Origin of the sequence: Paenibacillus sp. BSR1-1, assembly GCF_030403775.1 — a bacterium.
Lineage (GTDB): Bacteria > Bacillota > Bacilli > Bacillales > Cytobacillaceae > Neobacillus.
In genome coordinates, this window is the sequence record NZ_JAQMWQ010000006.1 from 1 (window position 1) to 26706 (window position 26706).

The window sequence follows — 26706 nt, forward strand, 5'->3', positions numbered from 1 at the left end:
TTAGCCATTAAAAATCCCCTCCAAGTAGTAGTGTATCATTCCCGCCAAATTAGCGGGCTTTTTTACACTGTCTACTTAAAGGGGATAATATCAGATTTTTAGGGCTTTTTTATCTGGGTTTCATGCACCGAACACATAATAAAGCACTTAGAAAGTAAAATATCTGGCGGTTTAGCTGATGCTCAATACTAGCTTATACATCGGTTTATATAAAGCATCGTCAGATTAAGCCCTTATTTAATTTCAAGGCACGTAATTGACTTTTTCAATTTTTCATATCCATTTATAATATCCAAACAAAATTAATAATAAAATAGGGTCCTCGATAATTGAATACCATAACTTCCACCAGCCATAATGAAAGAATCCCCAAGGTTGATGCAGTAAGGCAATTGATTCATAAAACAACATAAATATGTTCCAAAAAACAAAGTAACGAAGTTTTTTTAACAAAGAATCATTAAAAGGGTGCCAGTTTAAAATTAGAACACTAACAGGTGGGATAAGTATTGTATATACCAAAAAATTTCGCCACCCAATCCCCTTATCAAAATACCAGTACCCAAGATTCTTTCATCTTAAATATATCAACCCAGGTCACACCAATAATGATGAAATGCCCAAATGTGAACTATTTGATTTTTAGTAAGATGTTTTTCCATTTTATAAACAATTGAATTAACAACTAAGACAGTAAAAACAAATAAAACCAAATCGATAATTTCTTTTTATAAAATTATTTTTTATAATATCAACCTTTATAAATCGGTCATATTTTGATGCCCCTTTAACTTATCAAATATTTTTAATAAACCAACGAATCCTCTAATCGTAAACAAAGTTAAATTAACACTGAAAAAAGTATGGAATGGTGACCATTTTTTCCATTTAAATAATCTAGTGTTCTTTTCCATATACCATTGGCCAATACTCATGGGAACACTAAATACCAAACTTTTTAAAAGGGTTTTCCCAAAATTATCATTGTATGACATTTTAACCCAAATGACGCTTAAAATTGGAAAAAATAATAAATCATAAACAATGTTGGTTTTAAATATGCGTGGTAAAGGGCGAACAGGATATTCAACTCTTTTGGTTCCAACAACATAAGCATCAAGTAGTGTTGCAATAACTCCTTTTGAGAAAAATATAAGTAGGTTTTCTCTCATCTTTGAACCCTTGAATAAGAATGGTAAAGAAACAATACAAAAGGCAGTGAGCAAATTTAACAACTTTTTCTCCACTGATTGACATCCTCTCAATTATGTATGGTGATATTAATACAATTTCCAAAATAATTCAATGATACTCGTAGGTTTCAAAGCTTTTTATTCTTGTGTTTAATTGCCTAAAATGAAAAAACTCGCCGCTGGCGAGTTTCTTTGTTTCCAATTGCTATGTAATTTCAGATAAGACCTCAAAAGGGAACCCTCTAATTCTAATTGAGAAGGTTTTCGGTACCTTTTCATCGTAAATATCTATTTTGTTATATCCAATTTTTTTAGTCTTTTTCTAATATCATCTAATACATTTAACTTACCTTTAATAAAAGCTTTGTTATAATCCTCCTTTTCCTGTGATAAAACAGTCATATAGTATTCCTTCAAAACGGCAATGTAATCCACTAATTCTTCTAACTTTTCTTCAGAATTCATAATTTCCCCCTTTTGTGATACTCCTCATCAAAATTTTCGAAACATACAGGTCGGTTTATGTAGTTTAATAGTAAATGATAAATAAATGAAAAAAATGTAATGGGAAATTAATATGTGTTTATATTTGTGAAGTAATCGAAGGAATAGTTAAGGTGTGAGAAGAGACTCTTACTCTTCCCCACCAAATCGAAGCTTTAATAGAAAACCATACATAAGCAGGAAAATCATTATTCCCATCGTTTGAAAGGTTCCTGTCTTTACTTAAGCGTTACACCAACTTTTTTCTGTGATCGTTTAACAATAGATAACATAAAAAACATGACCATATCTTACTGGTTAAATTCTTTTTTTAATAATGAGCAGACGATGGTGTTGTGAAATTTGGAACCATCAAAGTCAGTTTGCCTAAGGATTCCGTCTTGATGAAAGCCGAATTTTTCAAGAAGTTTTTTTGAACCTTGATTTTCTGCAAATAAATCTCCGACAATGCGATTTAGTCCAAGTTCATTAAATACAAAAGGCAAAATTGTCTTTAAGACCTCGGTCATAACGCCTTTTTTGTGATAATTTGGGTGCAAATATGCACCCATTTCTGCTTTTTTATACCACATGTGGAGTTTATGAAGGCGAAACATGCCAATCACTTCACAGCTGTTTTTTTCAATAATCACCCAAGGAATTTCTTTCTCCTTTTGAAAGTTTGCAAGATGGCTCTTCGTTTTCTCTTCCATTTCTGACATATTTCATTGTCTCAGCATCGCTCATAAATTCGAATAATGCCGGGGCATCCTCAAGTGTAAGACCTCTAAAAAGATACTGTTCTGTTTCAATAATAAGAATTCCATTGTTTTCAAATGGGTTTATTAATGATAAGCACCTCCATGTACTACTTAATAATAACGTAAGGATTTTGAAGCAGGGAATACAATGTTGTTTTAGAGAAGCATTTATTTTTGATTAAGAATAATTCTTTTTTAGAAATGGTTAAATAGCCCTCTCCGTTTTGTTACTTACGTCATATTGTTTTTATATATCCATGAATACCTAAGCCTAGGACAATCGTGGAACATGAAATAAATTTGGGGTCATTATAATCAGGATAATTAAAAAAATAATTAACCTTTGTGAGGGGAATGCAGCAAATGGAAGAAAAAAATCAATACCGTGAAGATTTGCTGGAAGGGTGTAATAACATTTATTCTTACTGGAATAGTATGAGGCCAAGGTTCTCAAAACTTGTTGATATAATAATTTTAGAGGAATGGGAAGGATATTGCCGTCAATTAAAAGAGAAATTACTGGCAGATTTAAAAGAGGAAGTCGGGAACCATCAGTCAGCTGAAAGGCTTTATCAACAGTGGGAACAGCTATTCAAAGAATCAAATGCTTATCAAGAAGAGATTAAAGACAATTCTGAAAAACGTTTGGAATTGGAAGAGCAAAAACAATTCCATGAAGAAGAACTTTGGGATATAGAAGGTATTCAAGAGGAGATTGTGGATGAATCAGATACAGAGGAACAAAAGCAATACCGTGAAGAATTGCTGAAATGGTGTAATAATATTTACTCTAATTGGGAAAGTATGAGGCCAAGGTTTTCAACACTTTTTGATATAAAAAGCCTAGAGGAATGGGAAGAATCCTACCGTCAGTTAAATGAGAAATTACACGCAGAGATAAAAGTGGACTTCGATGACTATCAGACAGCTGAAAGGCTATATGAACAGTGGGAACTGCTATACAAAGAATTGAATGCTTATCAAGAGAAGAGAGAGATAGAAGTTGAGTCTGTTCAACATTTGGAATTGGAAGAGCAAAAACTAATCCATGAGGATTTTTTGGAAACTGAAGCTTTACAAGAGGAGAATAAGGTTGAATTAGATAAATGGTTGGATACAGAGGAACAACAGCAATACCATGAATATTTGCTGGAATGGTGTAATAACATGTTTTCTAATTGGGAAAGTATGAGACCAAGGTTTGCAAAACTTATTGATATGAAAAGTTTAGAGGAATGGGAAGAATCCTGCCGCCATTTAAAAGAGAAATTACAGGCAGATTCAAAAGTGGACTTCGATGACTATCAGACAGCCGAAAGGCTGCATGAACAGTGGGATCAGCTATACAAAGGATCATATACTTATAAAGCAATGCTTTGAGTTTAATCTGCTGTAAGAAAAAAAGGGGGCCCCAGCGGGCTCCCTTTGAAAACATTAATGCATTGGATTCATTTCAGCATGGTTAACGATGACTCGGCGGATAAAGAACGCTAGGACAAGACTGATCAGCGTCACGATCATGGCGAACAAGAACACGTGCTGGGAACCGAGCGTCATCGCATTAGCCATCTCGGTCGGTTTGGTTGGAGCAGGGGATTCGTGCATATACTTATCCATGCCGCTCGTTAGGATGATGATCGCAATCGTTGTTCCGATCGCACCCGCAACCTGCTGCAGCGTGTTCATGACTGCCGTACCGTGTGGGTAAAGCTCAGGCGGAAGCTGGTTCAGGCCGTTCGTCTGCGCCGGCATCCAGACCATGGAGATCCCTACCATTAATCCAATATGTAAAGCGACGATATATGCAATCGAAGATTGGGACGATATGCTGGAGAGACACCACAACATGATCGCCACGACGGCGAGGCCGGAAATAACAAGCCACTTTGGTCCATATTTGTCAAACAAACGCCCCATGCGCGGCGAAAGGATGCCGTTCAGCGCGCTGCCTGGCAACAGAATAAGTCCAGCAGTGAACGCGGATAGTTTCATACCGTTTTGAAGAAACAGTGGCAGAATAATCATGCTGGACAAGATGATCATCATACATGCAAGTACCATAAGCAGCCCCACGATATACATTGGGTATTTAAAGACGCCAAGATCCATCATTGGCTCACGCATAAACACCTGCCTTAATGTGAACAACACAAGTGCAACAAGTCCGATGATGATGGAAGAGAGCACGACCGGGCTGGTCCAGCTTTCTGCTCCTTCGCCTGCCTTACTAAAACCAAAAACAACGCCCCCGAAGCCAATCGTTGATAATACGACAGACAGTAGATCGATTCGAGGCTTCGTGACTTCTGTAACATTTTCCAAATACTTTAGCCCTACCAACAGCCCTAGCATTAAAAACGGCAGAGAGAGCCAGAAGATGTAGTGCCATGTAAAATATTCAATTAGAAGACCTGCTACTGTCGGACCAATCGCTGGTGCGAACATAATTACAAGTCCGACGAAACCCATCGCCGCTCCGCGCTTCTCCGGTGGGTAAACGACGAGGATCGTATTGAACATGAGCGGAATCAGCAGGCCCATGCCGCCTGCCTGAAGAACGCGAGCGACCATAAGCATTTCAAAATTGAACGCGAGCGCCGCAATCAATGTTCCGGCGATTGAGCTCACTAATGAACCGATAAACAATTGTCTTGTCGTAAACCATTGTAGAAGGAGCCCAGTCATCGGCATCAAAATGCCGAGTGTAAGCAGGAAACCTGTCGTCAGCCACTGTGCCGTCGCGGCCGAAATTTGAAAAACGACCATTAAATTACTAATCGCAATGTTGAGAGCTGTTTCACTGAACATGCCAACAAAACCGCAGATGAGCAGCGACGCCATAATGGCACGCGTATTGTATTGCTTCATTTTAGGACTCCACTTCCCTCTGATATCAATTTTCTATTCCGATAAGTCTGTTATCTGTTAAATTTTAGTGTCCAAAATAATCCAAGTCAAGTAAGAGTGTTAGTTGATGTATTGAATAGCAAAAAGAAAAGTTTTAATAATGAAATTTGCTAGAATTGTTTACCTTAATAGGATGATAAGTCATACATGAAGTCCCGTTTGGGGCTTTTTTCTTTGAGAAAGTACAATTACAAAACATTTGAACTTACTTTATCTATATCAAAAAATTATTTAACTAATAAAACAATTTTTAATATATTGACAATTCAGAATTGTGTTTATAAAATACTCTTAAGTTATCGTATCATATTAAGAGTTAAGGACGGATGGAAAACATGGTAATAAAACGTAAATCCCTAGTCGATGATGTGGTTAATGTCTTTTTAAAAGATGTGGAAAACGGTGTGTATACATATGGTGATAAATTGCCTTCTCAGAAGGAATTGGCAAACCGTTATCAGGTCAGCTTAATCGTTATTAGAGAAGCTCTGACTAAATTATCTGCAGTAGGGATTATAAGTTTTCATCAAGGAAAAGGTACTTACCTAAATAAATCAGAAAAAGGAACGTTTGTTACTCCAGAATTTTCATCATTAATCTTCCATAATATCAATAACCTGCTTGAAATAGTGGAAGCGAGACAAATCGTTGAGAGTGAAACAAGCTCATTAGCGGCAAAACGAAGAACAAATAACAATCTTATAGAAATTGAAAAAACGATCGAGGGAATGAAGAAAAGCTTAAACGATTATGAACATTTTGCTAAGTGGGATGTTGAATTTCACATTGCTGTAGCAAAAGCTTCAAATAATCAAGTACTGCAAAAAATTACTACGCTTCTTATTGATAGTTACCGATCAGAAATATCTAAATTTTTCCAAGTTTCAGGCGTTATTGAAAAGATATTAATGGAGCATGAAACCATTTATTTTCAAATTTTAAATGGAAATAGTAAGAAGGCTTCTTTAATTATGCGTAACCATCTTGAATTACCTGAAAAGGTCTTTTCGGCAAAAATAGATGAATCTGAGAAATAAATAGGCAAAAGGTTCATACTCTATTCTTTTTTGAGAGCGTTCTATCTTAGTTGGATAATATCTTAATACACTCAACTAATTTAATGATTATATCAATGAAATAAGAGGTGGATAAAATGACTAATTATCAGATTGCTGTTATCTCTGGGGATGGAATCGGCCCGGAGGTAAGAATGAAGCAGTTAAAGTCCTAGAACTGCTTAAAAACGTGGACCCTTCATTTCAAATCGAATTTGATACATTTGATTGGAACAGCGAGTATTATCTAAGCAATGGAAAGATGATGCCAGACGACGCCCTCGACACTTTAAAAAAATATGATGCTATTTTATTCGGGGCGATCGGCGATAAGAGAGTGCCTGATGATGTGACGGTATGGGAGCTAATCATGCCAATACGGAAAATGTTCAATCAGTACATTAATTTACGCCCGGTAAAATTATTGAAGGGTGCGCCTAGCCGTTATACAGGTGAAAATATCGATTTTGTTATCGTCAGGGAAAATGCTGAAGGTGAATACTCGAATAGCGGAGGCAGATTGTATCCAGGCCGGAGGATTTCGAGGTAGTTGTTGCCTCCAATTTGTTTGGGGATATTTTAAGTGATTTAGGCTCCGCGGTTGTAGGAGGGCTTGGGCTTTCCCCATCTGCAAACTTAAATCCGGAAGGAGATTTCCCTTCCATGTTCGAGCCGGTCCATGGTTCTGCTCCTGACATTGCGGGCAAAGGAATCGCTAATCCGATTGCACAGATTTGGTCGGCAGCACTTATGCTAGAGCATTTGGGGAGAAAGGATTTAGCGGCTGGCATTTTAGAATCAATTGAACAGGTCCTTGTACAAAATGAAGTAAGAACACCTGATTTAGGCGGCAGTTCGACGACAAGTGAAATGGGTTCAGCAATATGTGATGCTTTACAACATTTACTATTAGTAAGAGAGGATCGATAATGATGAGATTAGAAAATGAGGTGTTTGTTGTTACAGGTGCACAGGGCGGTATGAGGAAAGAAACGGTTAAAAGATTTTTAGAAGAAGGTGCTAATACTAGCAATTAATATGCAATTTGAATAGCCATATTTCTAAATATTAGAAAAAATGAAGGGAGAATAAAATGGAGCCCATTATTCGATTAGAAAATGTTTCTTTTTCATACAAAATCAATGAAAAAACGAAAGTATCCGTTCTTAAGAACATCTCCTTTTCCATCTTCCCTGGAGAATATGTAGCCATAATTGGCCACAATGGATCAGGAAAATCTACCTTATCCAAACACCTTAACGGAATCTTGACTCCAGACAGCGGTGATGTCTGGGTTCACGGGCATAACACGAAGGATGTCAACAAGAAACGATCTATTCGTCAAGCGGTTGGCACGGTATTCCAACATCCAGATAACCAAATTGTTGCGACGATTGTGGAGGAAGATGTAGCTTTTGGCCTGGAGAATATTGGAGTACCAAGAGAAGAAATGAAAAAGAGAGTAGATGAAGCTTTAAATGTTGTCAAAATGTCTCCGTTCCGCCACAGACCGCCGCATCACCTCTCGGGAGGACAGAAGCAAAGGGTTGCGATTGCCGGGGTGCTGGCGATGAAGCCAGATTGCATTGTTTTTGATGAAGCAACAAGTATGCTAGACAGTTTTGGCCGGAAAGAAGTTCTTCAGGTGATGAGGAAAATGAACAATATGGGAATGACGATTATTACCGTTACACACCATATGTCGGAAGCGGCGGAAGCTGACCGGATTATCGTCATTGAAGGCGGGCAGATTGTCATGGATGGTCCGCCGCGTGAAATTTTTAAACATAAGCTGGAATTAGAAAATCTGCAATTAGAAGTGCCTTCAGTGAGCCAAATGGCCGAAGTGATTCACAGCCAATTTAACACTTTTTCAAAGGACATCATTCAAGAAAATGAGTTTATTGAAGAAGTGGAGAAATTTCACAAAGAGGAGGTGGGAACATGACGGGCAGGCCAATCATCGAAATAGAAAACCTATCCCATACGTATATGAAGGGAACCCCAATGGAGCATGTTGCCTTAAAAGGAGCCAACCTTTATGCAGAAGAAGGTGAATGCATAGCCATCATTGGCCATACAGGATCTGGAAAGTCGACTCTAATCCAGCATTTCAATGGACTGATGCGTCCAGAATCCGGAAAAGTCATCATTGACGGGGAAGATTTATCGAAGAAAAAGGTGGATTTGAAAACATTGAGGCAGAAAGTGGGACTTGTTTTTCAAAACCCGGAGGATCAGATTTTTGAAAAACTTATAGGTGATGACATTGCATATGGGCCCTTTAAATTAGGCCTTCCTATTAAGGAGGTGAGGGAGCGGGTCAAATGGGCGATGGACGTGGTTGGTTTAGATTTTGAGGAAATAAAGGACAGGCAAACCTTTGCGTTAAGCGGCGGACAGAAACGAAAGGTAGCCTTAGCAGGAATTCTTGCTTTAAAACCGAAGATATTAGTTCTTGATGAACCGACAGCTGGTTTGGATCCGAAGTCAAGAAAGGAATTGCTTGATAAAATTAAACGGTTAAACAAGGATGAAAAATTAACGGTCGTTTTTGTGTCACACAATATGGAAGAGGTCGCCATGCTGGCAGACCGCGTATATGTGATGGCTGGAGGAACTGACGTGTTAACAGGCACCCCAAAAGAAATTTTTACGGATAAAGAAAAACTGCAGCATCATCAAATAGGGACCCCTGAAACGGTGCAGGTTCTTTATAAATTAACTGATCTTGGATACCAAGTAAATACGGAAGCTTTTTCCGTCTTGGAAGCAGCAGAGGAAATTATGAAGGTTCTTGCCGGCAAGAAGGAGGGTTCAGAACATGTCCAGCGAATTTGAAATATCCCGTAGTATTACAATTGGTCAATACGTACCAACAGGCTCATTTATTCATCGATTAGACCCAAGAATAAAGCTTCTTGTTTTTGTTATTCTCGTTGTGGCGATTGCCTTTAATACGAGTTATTTCGGAAATGCCATTGGTCTAGTTTTATCTCTTTATTTATTCTGGGCCTCCAAAATCCCAATCAGCTACGGGTTATCTGGTGTGAAACCAGCCATTCCATTTATTGTCATCTTAGCCGTTTTACAGCTGCTTTTTCAAGGACAGCTCTTTTCAGATGGAAGAGTGTATGTGGATTATGGCTTTGTCTTAATCACCAGTGAAAGCATTCGATTGGTAGTTGTATCAGCCGTTCGATTTATTGAAATCATCTTCTTAAGCAGTGTACTTACCTTATCAACTTCCACCACAGAATTAACACATTCCATTCAAAGCTTATTAAGCCCATTAAAGAAAATTAAGTTCCCTGTCCACGAAATCTCTTTGATTACAACGATTGCGATTCGATTCGTCCCAACCTTTGCCATCGAGATGGAAAAAATGATGAAAGCACAAGCCTCAAGGGGAGCCGACTTTGGTACCGGCGGCTGGTGGAGAATTGTTCAAAGAACAAAAGAAATGTTTCCGATTATTATCCCTTTATTTAATATCGCCTTGTCAAGGGCGGAGGATTTGATTCTTGCAATGGAATCACGCTGCTATACGCCAGGAGGCGAAAGAAGTTCCTACTCCGTTTATAAAGCAATAGCGAAGGATTATCTTGTCTTATTGGTTGGATTATTTTTTTCATTACTATTACTATTTTATCCGTTTCCTTTTTAATTAAAGGCTGTTTTCGAAAGTTTATCGGAGAATCCAAAAAAACACAATCTCTGAGCAAATAAAGGGCCTGTTTAAAAAATCCAAAAACAAAAGGGGAGTATTTGAATGAAAAAATCTTTAACGGTTCGTGATATCGTCATCGCTGGGGTGTTAGGTGCAGTAGCCATTTTATTAGGGGTAACACGATTGGGATATATTCCAGTTCCAACAGCGGCTGGGAATGCCACAATCATGCACATTCCCGCTATTATTGGGGGGATTATGCAGGGACCAGTGGTTGGCTTAATTGTTGGCGCCATTTTTGGAATATCCTCTTTCCTTAACGCAACGGTCCCTCTTTTTAAGGATCCATTAGTAGCGATTTTACCGCGGCTTTTTATCGGAGTGGTTTCATGGCTAATTTATGTTGGACTGCGACGCAAAAATGAATACTTGGCAGTTGGAGCTGCCGCATTTATCGGGACATTAACAAATACTGTACTTGTGTTAACAATGGCTGTAGTTCGCCATTATTTAACTGCGGGAGTAGCCTGGACAGTCGGAATCACAAACGGAATTCCTGAAGCCATTGTCGGTACTATTGTTACATTAGCGGTTGTATTAGCTTGGAAACAGATTGGCAAAACGCAGAAATCAAAAATTTCTAAGGATTTGTAAGGGATGCATAATCAAATTACAGATGTACCGGGAGTAAAAGTTGGCAATAAAGAAAATCAACAGGCATTAACCGGTTGTACCGCTATTCTTTTTGAAGGGGGTGCAGTAGCGGGGGTGGATGTAAGAGGGTCCGCTCCCGGAACCCGGGAAACCGATCTTTTGAACCCGATTAATTTAGTTGATAAAGTTCATGCTATCTGTTTAAGCGGCGGAAGTGCATTTGGTTTGGATGCTGCTTCTGGCGTAATGCAATTCTTAGAGGAAGAAGAGATCGGCTTAGATGTGGGTGTCGCAAAGGTTCCTATTGTTCCAGCAGCAGTGTTGTTTGATCTGCCATACGGCGACCCTAAAATTCGACCAGATAAACAGATGGGTTACGACGCTGCAAAAGCGGCAACAACAGAGAGGTTTAGTATAGGGAATTATGGGGCCGGGTGCGGGGCTACCCTTGGTAAATTGGCTGGTCCTGGCTTTTGTATGAAGGGCGGACTCGGCAGTGCGTCGTTCCGCTTAGAAAATGGTGTGGTGATAGGCGCGATTGTGGCTGTCAATCCTGCCGGTGATGTCCGTGACTCTTCCACGGGAGAAATTTTGGCAGGACCTTATAAAAATGGGAAGCTAGTTGATAGTATCAAGCTTCTTGAACAAAACTATCAACCTACTATTCCTGTTGGATCTAATACCACCATTGGAGTGATTGCTGTAAATGCAGAATTAACAAAGGCCGAGGCAACAAAAGTAGCGCAAATGGCTCAAGATGGGTATGCAAGAACGATTTATCCAGCACATACCCTGTTTGATGGTGACACCATTTTTGCAGTGGCTACCGGAGGAGAAAGGGTTCCGGTAGATGTGATTGGCGGGCTTGCAGCAAAGGTCATGGAGATAGCGATAATAAACGCTGTTAAATCAGCAGAAAGTATTGAAGGAATTATCGCTCATAAAGATTTATTTAATAAACATCAAGTGGAGCGGTAATAAGTGGCTGTAAATAACCATTGGGATAATACGAAATTAATTTAGGGTTTTTTACATTGTAAAGATAAGATTGCAGTGATAAATATCCAATCCGAACAAATATGAAGGAGTGAAACTTTGTGACATCAGTTATGAGCTGGAATGAATGGTCTAACCTAGATGCCATCGGCCTCGCCGATTTGGTACGGAAGGGCCAGATTACCCCGAAAGAGGTTGCCGAACAGGTCGCCCTTGCCATTGATTCCTTAAATCCTGAAATCAACGCCGTCATTGAGGTCTTTGAAGATGCAGTCAATGACCCCATGAAAGAAGGAACGAATCCTGATGGGGTTTTTGCAGGGGTACCATTTCTGATGAAGGATCTAGGACCCACTGTTAAAGGGCGTCTACAGGAAATGGGTTCTCTGTTTATGCGAGGAAATCGTGCTTCAGCCGACAGCTTCCTTACCAGTCGCATTCGCCAAGCAGGTCTTAACATCATCGGGCGGACGACAACACCTGAGTTTGGGCTCTGCAGTTCAGCCGAGAATCCAGAGGTCTATGTTACGCGAAATCCGTGGAATCTTGACTATACAACCTGTGGATCCTCTGCTGGCACAGCAGCCTCGGTTGCGGCCGGGATCATTCCCATCGGCCATGCGACAGATGGCGGCGGCTCGATTCGAATTCCTGCAGGTGTAAACGGCAATATTGGTCTAAAGCCGTCCCGTGGCGTCTTATCGGTAGCCCCTTACAGTTCGGACCTGATGGGTGTTGTCTCTGCTCAAGGCTGCATCTCACGCACAATACGTGACACCGCTGCCTTTGTGGACAGCTGCAGGGGGGGAGCACCTGGTGAGTTCATGCCATATTGGACACCACAGGAGCCTTACTCCGAGCTGATACGCCGGGATCCGAAAAAACTTCGTATCGCCGTTTCACATGAGTGGGGAGATTATGCGTCCACACCACACATAGTTGCTGAATTGGAGCGGGCGGCCCGCTTTCTCGAAGCACTTGGCCATCACGTCGAGTGGGTGATTCCGGACATTGACTTTCATACCGCCTACGAGGCACAAACCGAGTGCTATATTATGAATTTTGCACAAACTATTCAGGGTGTATTGGAGCAAAAAGGCTTGGAAAAACCATCTGCAAATCTTATTGAACCGATGTGCATTCGGGTCTGGGAAGAAGGCATTTCCGCCTCATATACACAACGTGCGAAGATGCAGTCGAAGTTCAACGACACTTCTCGCAGGGTAGCCGCCTTCTTTGAGGACTGGGATATCATTCTGACCCCGACGATTGCCCTGCCCACGCCATTGGTTGGAACGAAGGAGTATCTGACAATCAGCGATAATCCTTCTGTCTACGACTGGTTCAGAAACCTCTGGGGGATATTTTCATATACTCCGATTGCCAACCTTTGTGGTCTTCCGGGCATCTCGTTGCCGATGGCTGAACTTGAGAACGGGCTTCCGCTTGGAATTCACGCGCTCACACGTCAAGGAGACGATGGATTGCTTCTGCAGCTGGGAGCCCAAATCGAGCGTGCACTAAATGGAAAATGGAATCAAGGGCGGCGGCCAGGTGTACATGTAACATCGATTGATGCAGTGACACAACAACTTTCGCCTTTTTCGGAATCAAGGAGACAGCTGTAGGGGAAGAAACTGATAGTAAATTAAACACCGAAAAATCGAAAGATCAAAGATTAAAAGACTTAAAGAAAAATATGAAGAATCATAAGAAAAAAGATAAAAGCAGCCGAAGGGCTGCTTTTATTGTTTATTTAGCCCATTTTGTAGTGCAGGGCATTTTAAACGGTGCTCTTTCATGATTAAATTGTAGCTTTTGCTTCTTTTCCCATGTTGTTTCTAACAAACACTGCTACCACCAAAATGATAGCCATAGCAATTGGAATAACTAAATGAAGTGATTCTGGAATTAAGATGTGGACCTTTTCTAAGCCTTTATCTTCAACCATCATTTTACCTGCAGCATAGGTTAATAAACCTGCACCGGCATAAACGATAATCGGATATCTCTCCATTAGGCTCGTTAATAATTTGCTGCCAAAAATAATGATTGGGATGGAGATGAGAATTCCAATTGCAATCGGCAGAATTCCTTCCGCAACGCTTGATAAGGCAATAACATTATCAATAGACATGGCAAAATCGGCAATCGCAATCGTTTTGATTGCTGCTAGAACTCGATCTGATGGTTTGATATTTGCGTTTTCTTCTTCTTTATGTGCGATTAAATTGTAGCTGATACGTAACAAGATTAAACCGCCCACTAATTGCACGAAGGGGATTCCTAGAAACTGAATTAAAACAGTTGCTGCTAGAATCCTTAAAACAATAGCCATTAATGTCCCGCCAAAAATTGCCCGATTTCTCAAATGCTGAGGTACTTTACTAGCAGCTAATGCAATAACCACCGCATTATCACCCGATAACAAAATATCGATTCCTATTAAACTTAAAATTTGTAGAACTGTCATTTCTTTAGAATTCCCCCAGTTTATGTATATTTATTAAACTTCTATGTTATTGATATATCATATCTTTTTGGACTCTGGCAAAAAATTTTATGAACTTAATATGGAAATTCTGTCCAAATCTAGTTTTTTGTTAGTTTCCTTTAAAGGACATCCTTTGTGTAGAACCAAAGCTTGGTGCCATTTTTAACTATTTTAGTTTCTTAAATCCATACTTTTCTAACGTTTTCATTGATTGGTCACCTTTAAGATAATCGTAGAATAGTTGGGCTTCTATTTGATGTGGACTATTCTTAATTACACCTAGTGGATATCTAATCGAATCATGTGTGCCTTCCGTCGCGGTTGCAACTATTTCAACTTTTTGAGAAGTTAATGCATCTGTCTTATATACAAGTCCTGCGTCAACATTGTTAGACTCGACATAAGTAAGCACCTGTCGAACATCTTTTCCATATACTACTTTTCCTTCAATAGACTTCCATACTTTTAGCTTATCTAAGGTCTGCTTACCATATTGCCCTGCTGGAACGGACTCAGGGGTACCAAGTGATACCTTATCAGCTTTTGTTAAATCTTCAAATGTGTTAATTCCTTTATTTGAATCTTTTGGTACTACAAGGACAAGTTCGTTTCCTACTAAATCAGTTCCGTTTTTCTTTTCAATAAGTCCATCCTGTACTAATTTCTGAAATTTGTCCTCAGCAGCAGAGAAGAATAGGTCGACAGGTGCTCCCTGAGAAATTTGCTGTTGAAGTGCCCCAGAAGCTCCAAAGTTATAATTTATAATGACATTTGGATGTTTTTTTTCAAAATGTGCTTTAATATCATTTAAGGCATTTTGTAAACTTGCTGCTGCTGAAATGGTTAATTCCACTTTCTTTTCAGAAGCTGCTTGTTTCTGTTCTTTTGTTGAACATCCTGATATGGCTAATAATAGCATCATCGTAAAAAATAAAAGATTTAATTTTTTCATCAAACTCACCCTTTCAATCTAAACATAACTGCACTTTAGTAATTATAAATAGTTATGAACCTCACAGACAGGGAAATTGTATATGGGACCCTTTAAAAAAAGCTGCTGAAAAACCAGCATCCTTCTTTTTTGGAACAGTTAGAAGGGTTCCTTACCACGGCCACTCGCTGCCTTCCACATCTTCCAGGAGCAGCACTTCGACTACCGCTCCAGCTTTGAAACCTGTCGGCCCACCTGGCAATACCAGTAAACTATTTGCTGTTGCAAGTGTCGAGACCATACTTGATTTATCGAATCCAACTGGTTCGACTTGTAACCCCTCCTCGCTAAAGGACAGATAACTTCGCACAAATCGAGTAAATGCATTTGAAGTGGCTACATCTGCTTGTAAAATGGCTCTTACTTTTTTTAAATGAGGCTTCTTTGATCCAAATAATGTATTAACTAGGGGTCTTACAAAAAGCTCAAACCCAACATAACAAGCTGAAGGATTCCCTGAAAGACCAAATAATAATTTACCGTTCAATTCAGCAACGGTCGTGACGCTTCCTGGCCGCATCGCAATTTTATTAAATAATACACGTGCACCAAGCTTTTCATAGATAGCAGGTAAATAATCAAAGTCACCAACAGATACACCACCTGTTGTAATCAAAATATCAACCTCGTTTATTGCATTTGAAATAGCTTTATAGCAGTCTTCAAAATTGTCGGCTAACTTGCCAAAATAATAAGGAATAGCACCTACACGTTCAATTTGTGCATGAACCATATGTGCATTACTATTCCGAATTTTCCCAGGCTTAAGTTCCTCATGTACATCTAACAGTTCAGTTCCAGTTGCATAAATGCCAATAAGAGGTTTTTTTACAACTTCAACTTGATGGTAACCGAATGTTGCCAGTAACGCTTGAACTCCAGGATTAATATAGGTACCTCTTGGAACTAGTACATTTCCTTTTTTTACATCTTCTCCTCTAAAAGATACATTGTCACCTGCTTGAAAGGATCGTTCTATAGTTATGTATTTATTTCCGTTTTTCTCAAATTCCTTTGTTAACTCAAGTAAGACAACAGTATCACATTGTTCTGGCATTTGCGCACCAGTCATAATACGGACTGCTTGAAATGGTTTCACTTCTTTCGTTACTACATAACCTGCACCGATTTCTTCAATAACCTCAAAAACAACAGGATTGTTACTGCTAGCTGTAAGTGAATCTTTTGAACAAATTGCAAAACCATCGTATCCAGAACGATCAAAATGAGGTACATCATGGTCTGCAATTAAATCTTCGCTTAAGTACCTTCCAAATGATTGTTCAAGCTTTACTTCCTCTGCTTCTCCAAAGCGGGCAAACCTCATGACCTTTGCAACGGCTTCTCCAATTTGAATAGGGGTTCTTATTTCTACCATGTTAAATTCTTCCCTTTCTAAATTGAGTAAATTACTAAGAGCCTATTTATTAATAATTAGACTTACTTGATTATAACAAATTAATAAAAGTGATAAACAGAATTCACTAATCTTTAAATAGACTAAAAACATACAAAGGAATAATAGAATTGTAATTATCTGTAGAAAAAAGAAGGTTGCTGAATCAGCACCTTCTTTTTAAAGAAACTATTAATATTTTATTGCATTGAAATCCAAACACTCTTAACTTCTGTATAGTTATTAAGTGCGTAGGATCCCATTTCGCGCCCTATACCAGATTGTTTATATCCGCCAAATGGTGAAGCAGCATCAAAGGCGTTGTAGCAGTTCACCCAAACGGTTCCTGCACGAAGTTTGTTGGCAATGTAGTGTGCCTTAGCCACATCGCGTGTCCACACACCAGCTGCCAGCCCATATTCGCTACTGTTTGCCCGATTAATTAATTCGTCTAAATCATCATATGGCATGGCAGATATAACAGGTCCAAAGATTTCTTCCTTTGCAATGGTCATTTCATCCCGTACATCTGCAAAAATCGTAGGGGATACAAAATAACCTTGTTCCTGAGGCTTTTCACCGCCAACTACTAGCTGTGCACCTTCATTTAGACCCTTCTCGATATAGCCAAGCACACGCTTTTGCTGCTCATCTGAAACAAGTGGTCCGATTTCTGTATCAACATGGATTCCTGCACCCTGCTTAATTTTCTTCGCATGGGCAGCCATATCTGCAACAACATTATCGAATTGCTTCTTTTGGATGAACACGCGCGATCCGGCACAGCAAACCTGACCCTGGTTGAACATTACACCGTTAAGAGCACCTGGGATGGCTTTGGATAAATCCGCATCAGGCAGGATAATGTTAGGAGATTTTCCTCCAAGCTCAAGTGTTACTCGCTTCAATGATTTTGAGGCATTTGCCATGATCAATTTTCCAACTTCAGTCGAACCAGTGAAAGCAATTTTATCCACTAAAGGATGGTCAACAAGCGGCTGACCTGCCGTTTCTCCAAAACCAGGAACTATGTTGACAACACCTGCCGGGAAGCCAGCTTCCTGAATGAGTTCTGCTAAGTAAAGAGCTGAAAGAGGAGTTTGCTCTGCCGGTTTTAACACAACTGTACAACCAGTTGCAAGAGCGGCTCCGAGCTTCCACATTGCCATGAGAAGAGGGAAATTCCAAGGGATAATTTGTCCCACTACTCCTACTGCCTCATGGCGAGTATAGTTTAAGAATGGTCCATTAACAGGAATGGTTTGTCCAACAATTTTCGTAGACCAGCCTGCATAGTAGCGCATATGCTCAATGGCCAAAGGAATGTCTGCATTGGTTGTTTCCCGGATTGGTTTACCGTTATCTAACGTCTCTAATTGTGCTAGTTCAGCACTGTTCTCTTCCATTAAATCGGCAAGCTTATACATTAGCCGGCTTCGATTCGCTGCACTCATTTTTGACCATGGTCCTTGATCAAATGCTTTACGTGCCGCTTTTACTGCAAGATCAATATCTTCTGCACCCGCTTCGTAAACACATGCTAATACCTCACCCGTAGCTGGATTGTAGGTATCGAAGGTTTTTTGCGAATTGCTCTCAACGAATTCTCCATTAATAAATAACTTCTTCTTTCCAGTTAGGAACCTTTCAACCTTTTCTTTTATAGCTGTGGTTAATTGACTCATCTAATTCCTCCTTAAAAGAATATGTATTCTATTAGGATAATCATGGTAGCGTTTACATATGAAATGTTAACACTATGAAAATATATAAACAATAAAAATAAATATAAAAATTCTGACAATAAATGACATAATGGACTAAAAACTCTATTCTATATTTTTAAATAGTATAAACTGGATAACAACCTGTAAAGACTAAAATCATAATCATATGAAGGGGTTTTTGAAGATGATTAAATCGGATTTATTAATCGAAATAATTGAAAGAATACCAACAATGTCCAATGAAGAATTAATTTCATGGAGGGAAGATTGTTCCAAAGAAATAGAAAGAAGAAAAGTGGTCAAAAAGCAAAAACTCATGAAAGCAAAAAAGGAAAACAGAATTAAACGAATAAAATAGAAGAAACCCGATCATTTATGAATTGACAGGTACTTTTGTGAAAAAAGCTGGTCAAGTTCCCGACTAGCTTTTTCGTATGAATATAAAATGGGCATATTATTTGATTTGTTAAAAATAAGTAAACAATAATGAATATGGAAGGGAGAGATTTAATGAGTACACCAGAAGCAAAAAAGGGAATGAAACACAAAAGATTAACCTTAAGGAATATTGTTCAAAGAGCGGTCTTTATTACTATTGGTGCCATCATTATGGCCTATGGTTTAGAAGCAGTGTTAATTCCAAACAATATGATTGACGGTGGTGTAACGGGCTTATCCATGATTTTGAGTCATGTGACCGCCATAAACCTAAGTATATTTTTAGTTATTTTAAACTTGCCTTTCTTTTTCTTAGGATATAAACAAATCGGTAAAACCTTTGCGATTAGCATGTTGTATGGAATTGTAGCTCTCTCTGTGGCGACTTCTTTTATGCATCATGTAAAACCTATCGTAAATAATGAGCTGCTGGCCGTTGTTTTCGGTGGATTAATTTTAGGCTTAGGGGTAGGTTTAACGATCAGAAATGGTGGAGTTTTAGATGGTACAGAAACATTGGCAATTTTAGTGGAGAAAAGACTACCGTTTTCTGTTGGTGAAATTATCATGTTTGTAAATGTGATTATCTTCACGATTGCAGCTTTTGTCTACTCTTTAGAAAATGCTTTATTCTCAATGCTTACATATTATATTGCATTCAAGACTATTGACGTTGTTGTTAAAGGATTGGATGATATGAAATCCGTGTATATCATAAGCGATAATACTGACGAGATTTCGGATGCGATAACAGAGCGTTTAGGTCGGGGAGTGACCTTTTTGCACGGAGAGGGTTCCTACAGCGGCGAAGATAAACGAGTTATATTATGTGTTTTTACAAGGCTTGAGGAAACCAAAATGAAAGATATCATTAGGGAGCTAGACCCCCAAGCATTTATCATTGCTACTGATGTATCTTCCGTATATGGAGGCCGATTTAAGAAAAAAGATATTCATTAAAAAGGATCAAAGTTAAATACAGTCGCACAGTGAGTAGTCGTCACTTGTGCGGCTGTTTATTAATTCTTTCTTTTATATCAAGTGCTTGGATGGATAACTCAAGTACTCTAGTAGAATCAGTTTCGCAGCAATAGTATATTTGATTAGTAAGGTCAACCAAAGATAGTTTTCCATTTGGATAAACAGAAGCTCCCGTATCACATGAAATGAAGTTACCTGCACGGTATACCAAAGGGTATGGCGTATGTCCATGGACGATGATTCGATTTCCCACGGTTTTGTTTAAAACATTAGGATCTATTGAATACAATTCTTTCAGAGGAATAAAGGTACTCGCTTCCTCCTGTTTATTAATATCACGAGACAAATCAATCCCAGCATGAACATACAAATACTTTTCATCTACATGGGTAAGAGGGAGATTCGCCAGCCAAACGAGGTGATTATTCCGATCCGTTATGCCTTCAAATTTGGTCTTCATTTCTTCAATAACCTTCAGTCCCCCATAACGCAGCCACATATGACTTTTTCCTCCGAATATATACTGCCGCATCATGATTTCGTGGTTTCCCAGGATAACAAAAATATTTTCGGGATTTTGCTCCTTCAATTTCTTCACACACTTAATCACTCCGACTGAGTCAGGACCTCGGTCAATTAAATCACCAACGAAAACTAATTGATCCATAGAAGGATTAAAGTCTGCAGCATTCAGCAAAGTAATCAATAAATCCAACTCACCATGTATATCGCTTATAGCGAATTTCCTTTTCATTACTCATAACCTCATACATTTATAACATTTATTTTAATTGTAGCATCGGTGTGAAAGGGACGGTAGTTATCTTTTTTCTAATCTATTTTTATAGTAAAATATAAAGGAATTTTAATAGTTAAGAAGCAACTTGAAATTAATAATACAACAAGAACTTTTGGAGCGGTGAGTATATGGATGTAAAAAAATTTTTAATATCTCTTGATTTGAAACAATACATAGAATTATTTGCAGAAGAAGAGGTGACGTTCGCAGACCTTCTAACTTTTAGCGAAAAAGATTTGACTGATCTGGGGGTTAAGTTTGCTCCGAGAAAAAGGATTTTAGAAGCTCTAGAGAATAAGGATTTTCAATGTGAAAGGGAAGGTTTCTCAGAAAGAAAAGAATCTAATTCGACTGAATTTAATGGAGATCATTTTTTTAGTTTGTTATGTGACAATGACCAACTTTGGTTTAAACCGGCGTTTATGAACAGCACCTCAGTTATTGCCCATGAATACGCTCGTTTACATAATTTACTTAGAGAGAAACAATCTTTTGGCGCCATGTTGCAGATTAAGGATCTCATGGAAGTTTTGCTTAAATTTCCTGTCCTTATTTGCGTAAGTCATATTTATTCTCTTAGAGAACGGTCAGATAAAGAAATAAAGGTAATGGTCTCGTTGCTAGAAAAACCTCTTTCTCTAGGTGATTGGGAGAGAATTGGAGGGGTGTTATCGAATCTGGACTCTACTCATCCGATTCTACGTAAAGTGTTAGATAGAACCTTAAAATTATTTAGAGACGAGAAAATTGTAAATTGGCGCAATGAGCAATTGGGCCATGGTGCCCTATCATTTGATATTGATGAAACATTTCGTGAGGATCTTATAAACAAACTTAAAGCGATTAAAATCTATTTTGAAGAAACGTACGAATTGGACCAGCAAATCAATCTTTATCTTAAACAAGGTGGAAATGAATATCGGCTTTCTGGTGAAGAGGCTATGTTTCATATTGAAAAAGACACCTCCGATATTTCAGTAAGGTTAAATGATGATTTGACTGTTCCGTTATTCCCTTTTATTTTGAGCAGCGATAATAGCATCTATTTTTTTGATACCCATTATTCAAACAAAGACAAAACAATGGTGCTTGATTACACAAAAGGTAAAAAGAAGATTCATCATCAAGTAAATGAGTTGATAAAAGGAACACGTAGAGAATTAGACTTCATAATTCGAAAAAGATCGACAGTGGACGACCGAACGTATTCCATGATTGAAGCTGAAATTCTTAATAAAATTGGTGAAGTAAAGGATTTTCAAAGCCCAAGTTACCTTATTCATGACCTCTCTACAGCCATGAATAAATATCCTAAAGGGTTATTCTTAATTCAAATGGAGCGGGGAACAGGTAAAACAACTTTTTCGCGGGCGTTAGATGAATTGTCATTAAATAAATATCAAAAGTTATTGGATTGTTCGGTTCGGGCTTACTATATCAACGATTCGTTCAGTTATAAAATGAATCATTTTTCGCAAAGAGTTCATGAAATTTTATGTCTACATAAGGACGGAAAAAACAGGATTTCTGGGATAGAAGGAGTTCCTTCTAATATTAAGGATAAAAAGGTTCACTTTGCCCATATGATAAATGAGTTTTCAGAAGCACATCGATTACACTTTGATAAGGATAAATTACTCCTTGTTATTGATGGGATGGATGAGATTCCAGGAAATGATAAGGAATCTATTTTTGATTTTATCCCAGATGAAACGATGTTAAATGACGGGGTATACATTCTCTTAACCAGTAGAGTTAAAGGAGAGCTTACACCTTTTACTCAATTTAAATTGGATCAGTTCACATTTACAGAGCAATTTATTCACAAGCGGGATCATGAACAAAATCGGGATGTCTTGATCTCTTATTTAAAGAAGGAGTTGCTGTCTGACGGCAAAATGACCAAAGATCATGAACAAATGTTTGATGAATTGATCGAAAAGGCGGAAAATCGATTTTTGTATTTAAAAGCAATTAAAGAGCTGCTCGTTACCTATAAAGGCGGGATTGATGTAAAGGATCTCCCAAAAGGATCTGAGCTGTTTAACTTTTATTTAGACAAGCTGCATGACATGTATGGGAATAAATTTTATGAGAACCTTATTCGGATTCTCTTAATTGTTTCAGGAGCTTTTGAAAGCCTGACTTTTAGAGAAATTTCTTATTTATCAGGAGAAGATAAGCCAACCTTTACCTTTTTGGCCTATTTATTAGACTTACGTATTTTCCTCAAAGTGGATCGGTCCTATCGAGGGAATCTCATTACTATATCTCATGATGAATGGAAGAAATTAATCATTGAAAAATATGAACCCGAATTAAATCAACTGACCAGAGGTTGGTTGGAAGATATATTATTTTTAAATAAAAACCGTCAACAAATGAAATGGGAAAGTGTGGAAAATGATGGGGAAGTATATCTTATCTCCAAAGCTTTAAACTATTTAGAATTAATAAATGATCAATTTGTTAGGTGCCAGTTCTACAACCCATCGTTCATAGAGTTTAGTCATCAATTAGCAACCTACCTTAAGAAACATTCCGTTGTAAAATATCAGCGAGAGCGTCGAATTCAGTTACTGAATCAACAATTATTGATTCTAGAGGACACAAAAGGTAAGGAAACGGAGATCGCTGATCGGTATATGTTGCGAGGAGAGGCTTATTATTTATTAATGAAATATAAAGAAGCCTTTCAAGATTACAATGAAGCGATTAGTAAGCAAGAAAACTTGTATGGAAGGAAATTGTTAGCAGATCCCGATTCTTTACCATTAAGTTATGCTAAAAGAGGAGCAGCTTATCGACGAACTGGGTATTTTACGGAAGCACTTGAGGATTTAACTAAGTCTATTAATCTGCGAAACGATCTTTGGAAGCAAGGAATACCGGTCGACCTTATCAGCCAGGCGGAGCACTATGAACAAAGAGGGTATACCTACAGATGTCAGGGGAGGTTCAAGGAAGCTTTAGATGATGTTAATACTTCTATTAAGCTCTTACAATTGCTAGAGGAGGAAAAAAAATTCACCCCCTCAAGCGAGTTAGTTATGGAAATCATAATGAGCAGGGGAACTATTTCGTTGGATCTGGGTGACTACGAATCTGGCATAAAGGATTTTGAAGCTACCACAACTCTCGGAAGAAAGTCACTAGAGGAAGGAAAATTGACTGATCTTGGACAATTGGCCAGCACTGTAATGTCGTTAGGATATGCTTATAATCTAAATAAACAATATGATATAGGGTTACAATATTGTACAGAAGCAGTTGATCTTTGCAGAAAATTAGATCAGAATGGCCAGTTATTAAATAGAGATTATTTTTCATCAGCATTGAAATATCGTGGTGAGGGACGTTGTGCTTCAGGCGATTTGAGCGGTGGACTGGCTGATTTAGATGAAGCCATTCAGAAAAGAAGAATGTTATATAAAGAGGGTATCTTACCAAAATTCCATACATTGATTGAAGTATTAAATGTAAGGATGAAAGTCCATATTAGTCTCGGAAATAAGCTTGAGGCAGCTCAAGATGGAGAAGAAATTTTGCATTACATGGATCAATTAAAACAGACGGGAAAATGGGTGGATGAAGCACTAGTTAATAATATTAAAACAGAGATGGAAACATTAGGATAAAAACAGATGAAAACCTCTTTTGCTGAACAAGTGAAAGAGGTTTTGTTATAAAATAATCATATTTTAATAAAAACCAAAGGAGGTGAGGTCTTGATTCAATTTAAAACTCCATTTCTCTCAGTAATTTTCTATGATATATTACCAGCATCACTTATTAAAGAAGTTTAATAAGTTTTTTGTTGAATACTTATTAAATGCCTTTAATAAGTTACTGTTAATAGGTGGTGACCCCTGTGAATACGACTGTAAAATCGATGAGAATGGAAATTCTTCGCGGTATTCGTAAATCACTCTTAGAACTAGGAAGTGCAACAAAAGTTGAACTTAGCGAAAAATTAGGAATTAGTTTCCCTACAATAAGTAAATTCTTAAGCCAAATGGGAAAGAACGGTGAACTTATTTCAGTTGGCCTTGATGATTCGAGTGGTGGAAGAAGGGCAAAAAGATATACATACAATCCGGAGTATATGTTAGGGCTGGCGATATTTTTAGAAAAAACAGAGACCAATTATATTGTCTTTAACTGTCTAGGAGAAGTAAAGGACGCGGGAAAAACCTCAAGTGCATTAATAGATGATGATTTAAAATTATTAACCCATTGTGTTGTACAATTAATAGAGAAGTATCCGAAAATCAATTCTGTAGCCATTGGTGTACCTGGTTCCGTTGATAATGGACGGATTATTTATATACCAGGTTATGAGCATCTTCAAAGCTATGATTTGAAGGGGTACTTGGAAAATCGTTTTTCCATACCTGTTGTAATAGAAAATGATATGAATGCGGCAGTGCTTGGTTATCACGATCGTAAAGGAAAAAAGAAAAATAAATCTTTGGTTTATTTATATTCAGGTCAAAATGGTCCAGGTGCAGGAATTATGGTAAATGGAGTTGTGGTGCGGGGCAGCACTAATTTTTCAGGTGAGGTTAGATTCGTTCCACAGTATGATGACCGAAATTTTGGTCAGGCTTTGGAAAATGGAAACGAGACGAAGGGAGCATTTAGATCTGAGGAATTTGAGATTGACGCTATTAGCAGGTTAGTAGCTTCATTGACAGCTATCATTAACCCTCATACTTTTATTTTTTGTGAAGGTGAAGTCGATCAATTGATTCTAGACCATATTGCAGAACGAAGCTCGCGGTATATTCCAGCAGAGCATCTTCCAAATCTTATTATGAGTGATTGGAAACAAGACTATCTTTTTGGATTACAAAGTCTGGGTCTTGAACTCATGATCAGCGAAATAAGCAATTAAGACAGATATAAAATAAGGCGGGGTTTATACATGGCTACATACTTTTTAGTAATTATCTACTTGGCTTTTATCAGCTTGGGTTTGCCTGATTCCTTGTTAGGAGTGTCATGGTCTTTGATGCAAACGGAATTTGGGGCACCGCTTGAGACTGCCGGATTGCTTTTTATGACAATTGCTGGAGGAACAATCATTTCCAGTTTTGCTAGCGGAGAGGTGCTTAAACGCTTCGGAACTGGCATTGTGACATTTTTCAGTTGTTTCATGACAGCTGGAGCATTACTTGGGTTTCATTTTGCTCCCTCGGTTTTTTGGTTGTTTATATGTGCCATACCACTTGGATTAGGTGCAGGTGCAGTGGATACGGGGCTAAACAATTTTGTAGCGGCACATTACAAAGCACACCACATGAGCTGGCTTCATTGTTTTTGGGGAGTTGGGGCGACACTTGGTCCCGTGATTATGGCTCAATTTATTTCAGGTCAACATTCTTGGAGAAGCGGGTATCTTGCCATTGCAGGTCTTCAGATTGCATTAGTTATTATTCTATTCTTCACTTTGCCTTTATGGAATAAGGTTGGAGGAAGCAGCAGTGGTATCTCAGTTAATGAGGCAGAAACCAATAATAATGGATTGAATGGTGCAAATGCTAAATATCGAAAACCCATGCAAATTAGGGGAGTTAAACTAGCGTTATTATCTTTCCTGTTTTATTGTGGAGCAGAAGCAACGATGGGTCTCTGGGGAAGTAGTTTCCTCGTAAATGTTAAAGATTTATCCGTAGACGCAGCCGCAAAATGGGTTTCCTTGTTTTACACGGGAATAACCATAGGTAGATTTATCACAGGTTTTGTTACCTTAAAAATAGGTAACCGTACTCTCATTCGGATGGGGCAACTACTAGCATTAATTGGTGCGGCGCTTCTATTTCTGCCATTGCCGTCCACGTTCTCGCTAGTTGGTTTTATTATGGTTGGATTAGGATTAGCACCTATTTTCCCATGTATGTTACATGAAACACCAAAACGTTTTGGACAGGAACATTCTCAGACCATCATGGGGTATCAAATGGCTGTTGCCTATACAGGCAGTACGTTCCTGCCGCCACTTCTTGGTTTCATTGCCGCACACTCAACAATAGGGATCTTCCCATTTGTTATTGCTAGTTTTGTTGCAATAATGTTCTTAGGTTCTGAAAAATTAAATGCCATATTGAATAGAAACGATTTATTATGTGCAAAAAATAAAAACTCTAACATAATTTAAT

General features: G+C 38.4%; 22 protein-coding genes and 1 pseudogene. 14 read left to right on the forward strand and 9 right to left on the reverse strand.

Features of this window, described 5'->3' with window-relative positions:
• Nucleotides 1–758: 758 nt before the first annotated feature.
• From PH210_RS11580 to PH210_RS11590, 3 genes are all read right to left on the reverse strand, one after another.
• A complete protein-coding gene (locus PH210_RS11580) occupies nt 759–1247 on the reverse strand; it encodes a CBO0543 family protein (RefSeq protein WP_289985510.1) in 489 nt (162 codons plus the stop codon).
• A gap of 234 nt (nt 1248–1481) precedes the next feature.
• Nucleotides 1482–1658, reverse strand: a complete 177-nt coding sequence (locus tag PH210_RS11585) for a hypothetical protein (protein WP_289985512.1) — start codon at nt 1656–1658, stop codon at nt 1482–1484.
• A 329-nt stretch (nt 1659–1987) separates the two neighbouring features.
• Nucleotides 1988–2398, reverse strand: a complete 411-nt coding sequence (locus PH210_RS11590; RefSeq protein WP_354669978.1) for a GNAT family N-acetyltransferase — start codon at nt 2396–2398, stop codon at nt 1988–1990.
• Between the two features lie 402 nt (nt 2399–2800).
• On the opposite strand from PH210_RS11590, the gene PH210_RS11595 reads away from it, so the two are divergent.
• A complete protein-coding gene (locus tag PH210_RS11595) occupies nt 2801–3817 on the forward strand; it encodes a coiled-coil domain-containing protein (RefSeq protein ID WP_289985513.1) in 1017 nt (338 codons plus the stop codon).
• Between the two features lie 54 nt (nt 3818–3871).
• Here PH210_RS11595 and PH210_RS11600 read toward each other — a convergent pair whose 3' ends face one another.
• Complete coding sequence (locus PH210_RS11600; protein ID WP_289985514.1) at nt 3872–5305, reverse strand: MDR family MFS transporter; 1434 nt, start codon at nt 5303–5305, stop codon at nt 3872–3874.
• Between the two features lie 365 nt (nt 5306–5670).
• Between PH210_RS11600 and PH210_RS11605 the strand changes: the two genes are divergently transcribed.
• The 8 genes and pseudogenes from PH210_RS11605 (at nt 5671) to PH210_RS11640 (ending at nt 13347) form a co-directional block, all read left to right on the forward strand.
• On the forward strand, nt 5671–6381 hold the full coding sequence (locus tag PH210_RS11605) for a FadR/GntR family transcriptional regulator (protein ID WP_289985515.1): 711 nt from the start codon (nt 5671–5673) through the stop codon (nt 6379–6381).
• Between the two features lie 116 nt (nt 6382–6497).
• Nucleotides 6498–7329: pseudogene (locus PH210_RS11610) on the forward strand (isocitrate/isopropylmalate dehydrogenase family protein).
• 163 nt (nt 7330–7492) lie between these two features.
• Nucleotides 7493–8347 carry an energy-coupling factor transporter ATPase gene (locus PH210_RS11615; RefSeq protein ID WP_289985517.1) on the forward strand — a complete coding sequence of 285 codons (855 nt, stop codon included), beginning with the start codon at nt 7493–7495 and terminating at the stop codon, nt 8345–8347.
• On the forward strand, nt 8344–9240 hold the full coding sequence (locus tag PH210_RS11620; RefSeq protein WP_289985519.1) for an energy-coupling factor transporter ATPase: 897 nt from the start codon (nt 8344–8346) through the stop codon (nt 9238–9240). Before PH210_RS11615 ends, PH210_RS11620 begins: the two co-directional genes overlap by 4 nt.
• On the forward strand, nt 9224–10066 hold the full coding sequence (locus PH210_RS11625; protein ID WP_289985521.1) for an energy-coupling factor transporter transmembrane component T family protein: 843 nt from the start codon (nt 9224–9226) through the stop codon (nt 10064–10066). Before PH210_RS11620 ends, PH210_RS11625 begins: the two co-directional genes overlap by 17 nt.
• A gap of 105 nt (nt 10067–10171) precedes the next feature.
• A complete protein-coding gene (locus tag PH210_RS11630; RefSeq protein WP_289985523.1) occupies nt 10172–10723 on the forward strand; it encodes an ECF transporter S component in 552 nt (183 codons plus the stop codon).
• A gap of 3 nt (nt 10724–10726) precedes the next feature.
• Nucleotides 10727–11701: a P1 family peptidase gene (locus tag PH210_RS11635; protein ID WP_289985524.1), complete on the forward strand. Its 975-nt coding sequence runs from the start codon at nt 10727–10729 to the stop codon at nt 11699–11701.
• 119 nt (nt 11702–11820) lie between these two features.
• Nucleotides 11821–13347 carry an amidase gene (locus tag PH210_RS11640; RefSeq protein WP_289985526.1) on the forward strand — a complete coding sequence of 509 codons (1527 nt, stop codon included), beginning with the start codon at nt 11821–11823 and terminating at the stop codon, nt 13345–13347.
• Between the two features lie 176 nt (nt 13348–13523).
• Here PH210_RS11640 and PH210_RS11645 read toward each other — a convergent pair whose 3' ends face one another.
• The 4 genes from PH210_RS11645 to PH210_RS11660 all read right to left on the reverse strand — a co-directional run bounded on the left by PH210_RS11645 (nt 13524) and on the right by PH210_RS11660 (nt 18285).
• Complete coding sequence (locus PH210_RS11645) at nt 13524–14192, reverse strand: YjbE family putative metal transport protein (protein WP_289985527.1); 669 nt, start codon at nt 14190–14192, stop codon at nt 13524–13526.
• Between the two features lie 187 nt (nt 14193–14379).
• Nucleotides 14380–15168, reverse strand: a complete 789-nt coding sequence (gene modA, locus PH210_RS11650; protein WP_483312099.1) for a molybdate ABC transporter substrate-binding protein — start codon at nt 15166–15168, stop codon at nt 14380–14382.
• Nucleotides 15169–15316: 148 nt separating this feature from the next.
• A complete protein-coding gene (locus PH210_RS11655; protein ID WP_289985528.1) occupies nt 15317–16582 on the reverse strand; it encodes a molybdopterin molybdotransferase MoeA in 1266 nt (421 codons plus the stop codon).
• Between the two features lie 218 nt (nt 16583–16800).
• On the reverse strand, nt 16801–18285 hold the full coding sequence (locus PH210_RS11660) for an aldehyde dehydrogenase family protein (RefSeq protein ID WP_289985530.1): 1485 nt from the start codon (nt 18283–18285) through the stop codon (nt 16801–16803).
• A 226-nt stretch (nt 18286–18511) separates the two neighbouring features.
• Between PH210_RS11660 and PH210_RS11665 the strand changes: the two genes are divergently transcribed.
• Both PH210_RS11665 and PH210_RS11670 read left to right on the forward strand, forming a co-directional pair.
• Nucleotides 18512–18685: a hypothetical protein gene (locus PH210_RS11665; protein ID WP_289985531.1), complete on the forward strand. Its 174-nt coding sequence runs from the start codon at nt 18512–18514 to the stop codon at nt 18683–18685.
• A 152-nt stretch (nt 18686–18837) separates the two neighbouring features.
• Nucleotides 18838–19725 carry a YitT family protein gene (locus PH210_RS11670; protein ID WP_289985533.1) on the forward strand — a complete coding sequence of 296 codons (888 nt, stop codon included), beginning with the start codon at nt 18838–18840 and terminating at the stop codon, nt 19723–19725.
• Nucleotides 19726–19765: 40 nt separating this feature from the next.
• Here the strand turns inward: PH210_RS11670 and PH210_RS11675 are convergent, their stop codons facing one another.
• On the reverse strand, nt 19766–20500 hold the full coding sequence (locus PH210_RS11675; protein ID WP_289985534.1) for a metallophosphoesterase family protein: 735 nt from the start codon (nt 20498–20500) through the stop codon (nt 19766–19768).
• Nucleotides 20501–20673: 173 nt separating this feature from the next.
• On the opposite strand from PH210_RS11675, the gene PH210_RS11680 reads away from it, so the two are divergent.
• The 3 genes from PH210_RS11680 to PH210_RS11690 all read left to right on the forward strand — a co-directional run bounded on the left by PH210_RS11680 (nt 20674) and on the right by PH210_RS11690 (nt 26705).
• Nucleotides 20674–24183 carry a hypothetical protein gene (locus PH210_RS11680; protein ID WP_289985535.1) on the forward strand — a complete coding sequence of 1170 codons (3510 nt, stop codon included), beginning with the start codon at nt 20674–20676 and terminating at the stop codon, nt 24181–24183.
• Nucleotides 24184–24437: 254 nt separating this feature from the next.
• Nucleotides 24438–25442 (forward strand): ROK family transcriptional regulator, encoded by a 1005-nt coding sequence (locus PH210_RS11685; protein WP_289985849.1) that lies wholly within the window; start codon nt 24438–24440, stop codon nt 25440–25442.
• A gap of 30 nt (nt 25443–25472) precedes the next feature.
• Entirely contained in the window at nt 25473–26705 is a 1233-nt protein-coding gene (locus tag PH210_RS11690; RefSeq protein WP_289985537.1) for an MFS transporter, read from the forward strand.
• Nucleotide 26706: the final 1 nt, after the last annotated feature.

What these genes read in the sequence shown, in the direction of transcription:
- PH210_RS11675 (WP_289985534.1), bottom strand. Translation starts at nt 20,500, where the DNA reads ATGAAAAGGAAATTCGCTATAAGCGATATACATGGTGAGTTGGATTTA.
- PH210_RS11635 (WP_289985524.1), top strand. Translation starts at nt 10,727, where the DNA reads ATGCATAATCAAATTACAGATGTACCGGGAGTAAAAGTTGGCAATAAA.
- PH210_RS11680 (WP_289985535.1), top strand. Translation starts at nt 20,674, where the DNA reads ATGGATGTAAAAAAATTTTTAATATCTCTTGATTTGAAACAATACATA.
- PH210_RS11660 (WP_289985530.1), bottom strand. Translation starts at nt 18,285, where the DNA reads ATGAGTCAATTAACCACAGCTATAAAAGAAAAGGTTGAAAGGTTCCTA.
- PH210_RS11685 (WP_289985849.1), top strand. Translation starts at nt 24,438, where the DNA reads ATGAGAATGGAAATTCTTCGCGGTATTCGTAAATCACTCTTAGAACTA.
- PH210_RS11585 (WP_289985512.1), bottom strand. Translation starts at nt 1,658, where the DNA reads ATGAATTCTGAAGAAAAGTTAGAAGAATTAGTGGATTACATTGCCGTT.
- PH210_RS11600 (WP_289985514.1), bottom strand. Translation starts at nt 5,305, where the DNA reads ATGAAGCAATACAATACGCGTGCCATTATGGCGTCGCTGCTCATCTGC.
- PH210_RS11630 (WP_289985523.1), top strand. Translation starts at nt 10,172, where the DNA reads ATGAAAAAATCTTTAACGGTTCGTGATATCGTCATCGCTGGGGTGTTA.
- PH210_RS11690 (WP_289985537.1), top strand. Translation starts at nt 25,473, where the DNA reads ATGGCTACATACTTTTTAGTAATTATCTACTTGGCTTTTATCAGCTTG.
- PH210_RS11605 (WP_289985515.1), top strand. Translation starts at nt 5,671, where the DNA reads ATGGAAAACATGGTAATAAAACGTAAATCCCTAGTCGATGATGTGGTT.
- PH210_RS11615 (WP_289985517.1), top strand. Translation starts at nt 7,493, where the DNA reads ATGGAGCCCATTATTCGATTAGAAAATGTTTCTTTTTCATACAAAATC.
- PH210_RS11645 (WP_289985527.1), bottom strand. Translation starts at nt 14,192, where the DNA reads ATGACAGTTCTACAAATTTTAAGTTTAATAGGAATCGATATTTTGTTA.
- PH210_RS11595 (WP_289985513.1), top strand. Translation starts at nt 2,801, where the DNA reads ATGGAAGAAAAAAATCAATACCGTGAAGATTTGCTGGAAGGGTGTAAT.
- PH210_RS11665 (WP_289985531.1), top strand. Translation starts at nt 18,512, where the DNA reads ATGATTAAATCGGATTTATTAATCGAAATAATTGAAAGAATACCAACA.
- PH210_RS11670 (WP_289985533.1), top strand. Translation starts at nt 18,838, where the DNA reads ATGAGTACACCAGAAGCAAAAAAGGGAATGAAACACAAAAGATTAACC.
- PH210_RS11590 (WP_354669978.1), bottom strand. Translation starts at nt 2,398, where the DNA reads ATGTCAGAAATGGAAGAGAAAACGAAGAGCCATCTTGCAAACTTTCAA.
- PH210_RS11625 (WP_289985521.1), top strand. Translation starts at nt 9,224, where the DNA reads ATGTCCAGCGAATTTGAAATATCCCGTAGTATTACAATTGGTCAATAC.
- PH210_RS11655 (WP_289985528.1), bottom strand. Translation starts at nt 16,582, where the DNA reads ATGGTAGAAATAAGAACCCCTATTCAAATTGGAGAAGCCGTTGCAAAG.
- PH210_RS11620 (WP_289985519.1), top strand. Translation starts at nt 8,344, where the DNA reads ATGACGGGCAGGCCAATCATCGAAATAGAAAACCTATCCCATACGTAT.